This window comes from Parabacteroides sp. merdae-related_45_40 (assembly GCF_001915675.1).
On record NZ_MNQY01000092.1, the window covers coordinates 1 to 5,669 of the forward strand.

A 5,669-nucleotide genomic window follows, 5' to 3' on the forward strand; every position below is an offset into this window, starting at 1 on the left:
AAGTCACGTGTTTCAACAAAAAAGACGGCATCTCCTACAGAAAAACATCCTCAATACAACTCTCACAACCAACAAATGCAAAATTTAAACAGGCTCTTATATTTCAATCATAAAATTCATTACCTCAAACACAAGCTTCACTTGATTCCTTATTTTAATCTATTCATTCACTTTTTTCTCGGTCAATAACTATTATGATTGGCTCTTTTTACAAAAAAAGCGATAATATTTTAATTTGAATTTGTTGTTTGTGTAAAATTTGTTAATATATACGTGAGTTCGATGCAAATGATACTGGCAAAGGACAACGGTTACTTTCGTTGTATATTTGTATCGGACATTTTAGAAACAAAAGAATATTTGTTTTTGACAGCAAAGCAAGATGTATATTCTTATCTGCTTCGGGTTAACAAAGAGGACGGTTCTGTTACTTCTATTTGTAATGGTGGAGAATTTAAAGAAACACCTTTTATGAAAGTAAGATATGTAGATGTTGAAACCCCTAAATTTATCAACGACCTTTGCGGCGGCTTGCCATTCTATCCTTTTGACCAGAACGAAAATAGCTGGATTGCCAAATATGAAGCAACAGATTTGTTGGAACAGATTGATATTGATGAATTGAAAGTAACCGAAGTGTTGATGCCGGAAAAGAAAGCGCAACTGATCCGGATTTTGGAAAACTTGAAGGAATATGATAATCCGGTGATTTATGATAGCAACCTTAAAATAGAATGATATGAGACAAAATTTGATTTTTGAAACAACACAAAGTCTTGGATCATAAAGAAGTTTCTTTCATAACAAAGCCGGAACCTCAAATCATCAAACAAAATATAGCCAATACGAAACAGTTGATATTGGAAATTACGGACTGCTGCAATTTGGACTGCCATTGTTATCTTTGTCCGTCTCCATCTAATTATGAAATAGTGATTGGACGTTTAAATCTTTGTCATATCAAATAAAAATGTTCGATACATTCCCCCATTCCCACCAACTCGAATCCGCCGACTGCGGTCCCTCGTGCCTGCGCATGATCGCGAAGTACTACGGTCGCAGCTATTCCATCCAGTACCTCCGCGAACAGGCATTCAACCAGACCACGAATATCCTGATCTCCTTTTTGGCGGCGCGGGCTGTTGTTTCGGGTGAAATGACGTTGGGCATGATGATGTCGCTGACGTATATCGTAGGGCAGTTGACGGCTCCTATCGAGCAGTTCATCGGCTTTGCGTGTGCCTTTCAGGATGCGAAGATCAGCCTGGAGCGGCTCGGCGAGATCCATCAGAAGGAGGATGAGGAACAGACGCTTGCCTTGAAAACGAACCGGCTCCCGGAAGAGCGGACGCTCCGGGTGGAGGATGTGTGCTTCAGCTATGACGGGGCGGACCGTGACTATGTGCTGGAGCATGTCAGCCTCGCGATCCCGCAGCACAAGGTGACGGCTGTGGTGGGGGCGAACGGCAGCGGGAAGACGACGCTTGTCAAGTTGCTGCTTGGTTTCTACGAGCCGAACAAGGGGGCGATCCGCGTGGGGAACGTCTTGCTGAAGGATATGAACCCGCATGTGTGGCGTGCGCATACGGGGTGTGTGATGCAGGACGGCTTCATCTTCTCTGACACGATCGCGCGTAACATAGCGGTGGGGGCTGAATCGATCGACAGGGAGCGGCTGCTGCATGCCGTTACGGTGGCGAATATCCGGGAGTTCATCGACTCGTTGCCGTTGGGCTACAACACGAGGATCGGCATGGAAGGGAACGGCGTTAGCCAGGGGCAGCGGCAGCGTATCCTGATCGCCCGTGCGGTGTACAAGGATCCGGAGTTTATCTTCCTGGACGAGGCGACGAATGCCCTGGACACCAACAACGAGAAAGAGATCATGGAGCACCTGCACCGGTTTTACCGGGGCCGCACGGTGGTCGTGGTGGCGCACCGTTTGAGCACGGTCAGGGATGCGGACAACATCGTCGTCCTGGACAAAGGGCGGGTAGCCGAGGAGGGGACGCACGAAGAACTGACGGCGAAACGCGGAATATATTACAAATTGGTGAAGAACCAGTTGGAATTAGGCAATTAAATGATGATTTACCGGTAAATCATCATTTACAAATTGTATATGGAAAAAGGGAAAGACATAGAATTACGCAGTGAAGCGGTGCAGGAAGTGATGGGGCATAATCTTGATATGTTATGTAACATAAGACTATATATTGCTTGTTATAAAAGAAACCATACATTTGTATTAACATTAAATAGAGTACTGAAATACTTTCGTGTGATTTATAACTGCTATGATATAAAAAATTGAATGTAATATGCAAATTCCCAAAATAATTCATCAAGTATGGGAAGGTAAGACAACCCCTTTGCCTGATTTTCTTTGTAAATTGGGTAAATCATGGAGAGATAAGAATCCGGATTGGGAATATGTATATTGGGATAAGGCACGTATGGATTCATTTGTACATGAGTATTATCCTTTTTATATGGATATTTATAATAAATTCCCATATGATGTTATGCGTTGGGATGTGATTCGGTATATGATTTTATATAAGATAGGAGGTCTGTATGTTGATTTCGATTATGAGTGTTCTTTGAAAAAACAAGGTGCTATTTTAAGTAATGAAGAAATGGCAAAAATTTTTGGTAAAGGGACCTATCGTTGTTGTTGTGGTACGGGAAGCAATGTCCCTTGCTTTAATGTGACGGCAAGTAGTGAAAAAGAAGCTCTTTATTATTTACCTGATGTTTGTAGCTCTTATGGGGGGGGGAGACTGCTTCTAAAAGAAAAGGTAGTGTGTCTTTCGTACTCGTCCCTGTATCAAGCACGGGGACGAGTACGAAAGACACACTGTTTTCATACCTAATTTTCGAAGATTCACATTATATTTAAACAATGAAATGGATTTGTATACTTATATTGTTCTTATCCCCTTTTTTCATTTGGGGACAAAAAGAAAACGTGTTGTTTGTTAGCACTCAGCGTTTGACCACCTTGAATCTTTCGAATATTGCAGATAAATCAACAGTCATATCATTGAATAAAAAACCAGGACAACATCAATCTATTTGGTTCTCTGGGCAGTATATCTATTTGGCCGGGATTACAAACAATGTCCATCAATACCATCTTTCCGGCCAATATATTCGTACATTTAAATGTGGTGGATATATATTAGGCATCACTGGAGACGAAGCCAAGCATGAGTTGTATATCCCGATATCAAAAAATGAGAAATGTGTATTGGAGTGCTATGATTATTCTGGTAAACTATTGCGTCAATACCCATTGGAACAAAATGTTTGTGCTTGTACTTTTTTTGAAAATAAAGTTTGGATGCAGCAATATTTTATGCGGGATGATACGAGCTATTACAAATTGTCAAATATCGATTGTATGAGCGGTGATATTGAAGACTTAGGTGTTTTCCATAAGGATTATTATTGGGCGGGATTTTCAATCGCTTCCACTGCTACTTTTTCTATTGTTAATGGGCGGCTATTTTTTTCCATGGGTACGGATTCTACTCTGTACCAAGTTCGGGGAAACCGTTTTGAACCTTATTTGCGTTGGTGTATAGAGCCGGGAAAGCGCTTTTTGTCGGAGCGGGGGTGTTGAATTGCCACGCTTTATTCGGACGTTATTTATTTGTAAAATACTCTCGAAACGATCTGGATGATCCAGATGGAATCTCTTGTAAAGATTATTTGTATGTTAGATCAGTCAAAGGTTCTTCGGCAGAATATAATGTACAATATTTAGGAAATGAGCTTAGCTGGACTGCAGGTGTGGTTGATGATTTGTATCATACTGGATATGTTTCGTTAAGTATGTCGAATAGGCAGGATTGTCTTTATTTCACTACGGAACAGAGGAATAATGAGTCAGGAAAAAATGAATATCGAATTTATTTGGTACGTGTTAAACGGTAAAAAAATATGAAGTTTGCTTATTTATTGTATGCTTTATTGATGCTATCGGGGCTTTTCTCTTGTGTTGCAAATGAAAAAACAGAGATGCCGGTCATCCCTGTCGATCTGGAGAACAGCCGTAAGAAGGTCTCCTTGTCTGATATTACGGAAGAAGTGAAAAATATCCATTTGGAGCTGACGGAACATAGTTTGATAAGCGACTTGGTTACACGTGTGATTTATACAGATGACTATATTTTTTTGATAGATCGTAAGAACCCGACTCCCATTATGTTTGACGGCAATGGAAAATTTCTTCGTACGATAGGTTCGATGGGACAAGGACCGGGTGAATTTACCGGTCTGATAGACATTGCAGCTGATTTTCAAAATGAATATTTATATATAACAACCTTGTCTAAATTGTTACTGTATGATTTTGACGGGAATTTCATAAGGGAAAGAAAGTATGTGGAAGAGCATGTAAGATATGCGAATTTTACTAATGGCAGTTTGATATTGATAAGTGAAAGAGATGAGGATGGAGAAGACGGTCGTATCCAAAAGACGAATCTTGATTTCGTAAGCACTGATTTGGAAATAACAGATAGCTTGCATCTGAAAACGTATGTTAATCCACGTATGCTTTGGTGGCATTCCCACCAAGATTTTATTACCGAAAGTTCGGGAAATGTCTATCAATATTATTATGAATTTAATTCTGAACCATTCTTGCGAGATACGTTATATCAATTGGAGGGAAACGAACGTATCCCGAGCCTGAAAGTTGATTTTGGAACAACCGGCGTCGATGTCGAGGGAGAACGAACATTGGCGTTGTGGAATATCTATCGGAGCAATCGATATGTTTTCTCTGCCTATTGGGTAGCAGACAGATATATGCGTTTTTGTTATGACCTAAAAGAAATGACGGGCTATAATATGGAGAAAGGATATGAAGATGATATAAACCATAGTGGTATAGTTGACATCCGCCCCTTGAACACAGATACAGAGCGTTATTATTATTTTTATACACAAGAGAGGCATTCGGAGGAAGAAAATCAGGTATTGTGCATCGGCACTTTGAAAAAATAGAAACGATATTGTGAGATATATGAAAAAGAATAATATTTTATTATTTATATTGGACTTACTTGATGTAAAGTATACTAAAATTTATGCAAGGAAATATTATGAAGAACATCCTCATAAGAATGATTTATTAGGTGTCTCTAATATGTTATATCATTACGGTATAAAATCCGAAGGGCTGAAACTGGAAAGAGAGATTAACGCCTTACAAGAATTGGAAGTTCCTTTTATTGCTCATCTGGATGGAACTTTTGTAGTGGTGACAGATATAAAAACAAGATAAATTTACTTATTTTGTCGAAGGTCAGAAGATAGAAGAAACTAATGAATATTTTTTGAAGAAATGGTCTGGTGTTGTTTTATTATTTGAAAAACAAAATGTTATTTATCTGATAGTAATGATGTTCTCTGGTTGCAGATTTTTTATTGCAATATCTCTATAACTGGTCCATCCTTTCTTGATTTCACCTGTATGAGTGACACCCACCTGAGGTGCCATCAATTGATACTCATGTGAGGTGTTCGGTATTATAGAAAAACACAACTTTCTCTACAGCTGCTGTAACCTCCTTGATATCATAACACACACTTACCCTTAAGCAGTTTATTCGTAAGCATTCGGTAAACCACGTATTTTTTCCTCAAACTTCCGT

The 5,669-nt window shown here is 39.5% G+C and carries 5 protein-coding genes and 2 pseudogenes; all 7 read left to right on the top strand.

Annotated elements, in window-relative coordinates:
* The first annotated feature begins 471 nt into the window (after positions 1 to 471).
* The 7 genes and pseudogenes from BHV83_RS11130 (at position 472) to BHV83_RS11160 (ending at position 5,299) form a co-directional block, all read left to right on the top strand.
* Positions 472 to 738, top strand: coding sequence for a hypothetical protein (locus tag BHV83_RS11130; protein WP_055285083.1), 267 nt, complete (start codon positions 472 to 474; stop codon positions 736 to 738).
* Between the two features lie 232 nt (positions 739 to 970).
* Positions 971 to 1,084, top strand: a pseudogene (locus BHV83_RS11135) (cysteine peptidase family C39 domain-containing protein); the annotation flags it as partial.
* 6 nt (positions 1,085 to 1,090) lie between these two features.
* Positions 1,091 to 2,083, top strand: a pseudogene (locus BHV83_RS11140) (peptidase domain-containing ABC transporter); the annotation flags it as partial.
* A gap of 238 nt (positions 2,084 to 2,321) precedes the next feature.
* Positions 2,322 to 2,876 carry a glycosyltransferase family 32 protein gene (locus BHV83_RS11145; protein WP_286757525.1) on the top strand — a complete coding sequence of 185 codons (555 nt, stop codon included), beginning with the start codon at positions 2,322 to 2,324 and terminating at the stop codon, positions 2,874 to 2,876.
* A 29-nt stretch (positions 2,877 to 2,905) separates the two neighbouring features.
* Positions 2,906 to 3,628, top strand: coding sequence for a hypothetical protein (locus BHV83_RS11150; protein ID WP_122204611.1), 723 nt, complete (start codon positions 2,906 to 2,908; stop codon positions 3,626 to 3,628).
* A gap of 320 nt (positions 3,629 to 3,948) precedes the next feature.
* On the top strand, positions 3,949 to 5,019 hold the full coding sequence (locus BHV83_RS11155; RefSeq protein WP_122206286.1) for a DUF4934 domain-containing protein: 1,071 nt from the start codon (positions 3,949 to 3,951) through the stop codon (positions 5,017 to 5,019).
* A gap of 19 nt (positions 5,020 to 5,038) precedes the next feature.
* A complete protein-coding gene (locus BHV83_RS11160; protein ID WP_022321222.1) occupies positions 5,039 to 5,299 on the top strand; it encodes a cysteine peptidase family C39 domain-containing protein in 261 nt (86 codons plus the stop codon).
* The last annotated feature ends 370 nt before the right edge of the window (positions 5,300 to 5,669 follow it).

Excerpts from the sequence above, each read along its gene's own strand:
- BHV83_RS11130 (WP_055285083.1), top strand. The coding sequence starts at position 472 with ATGAAAGTAAGATATGTAGATGTTGAAACCCCTAAATTTATCAACGAC.
- BHV83_RS11145 (WP_286757525.1), top strand. The coding sequence starts at position 2,322 with ATGCAAATTCCCAAAATAATTCATCAAGTATGGGAAGGTAAGACAACC.
- BHV83_RS11150 (WP_122204611.1), top strand. The coding sequence starts at position 2,906 with ATGAAATGGATTTGTATACTTATATTGTTCTTATCCCCTTTTTTCATT.
- BHV83_RS11155 (WP_122206286.1), top strand. The coding sequence starts at position 3,949 with ATGAAGTTTGCTTATTTATTGTATGCTTTATTGATGCTATCGGGGCTT.
- BHV83_RS11160 (WP_022321222.1), top strand. The coding sequence starts at position 5,039 with ATGAAAAAGAATAATATTTTATTATTTATATTGGACTTACTTGATGTA.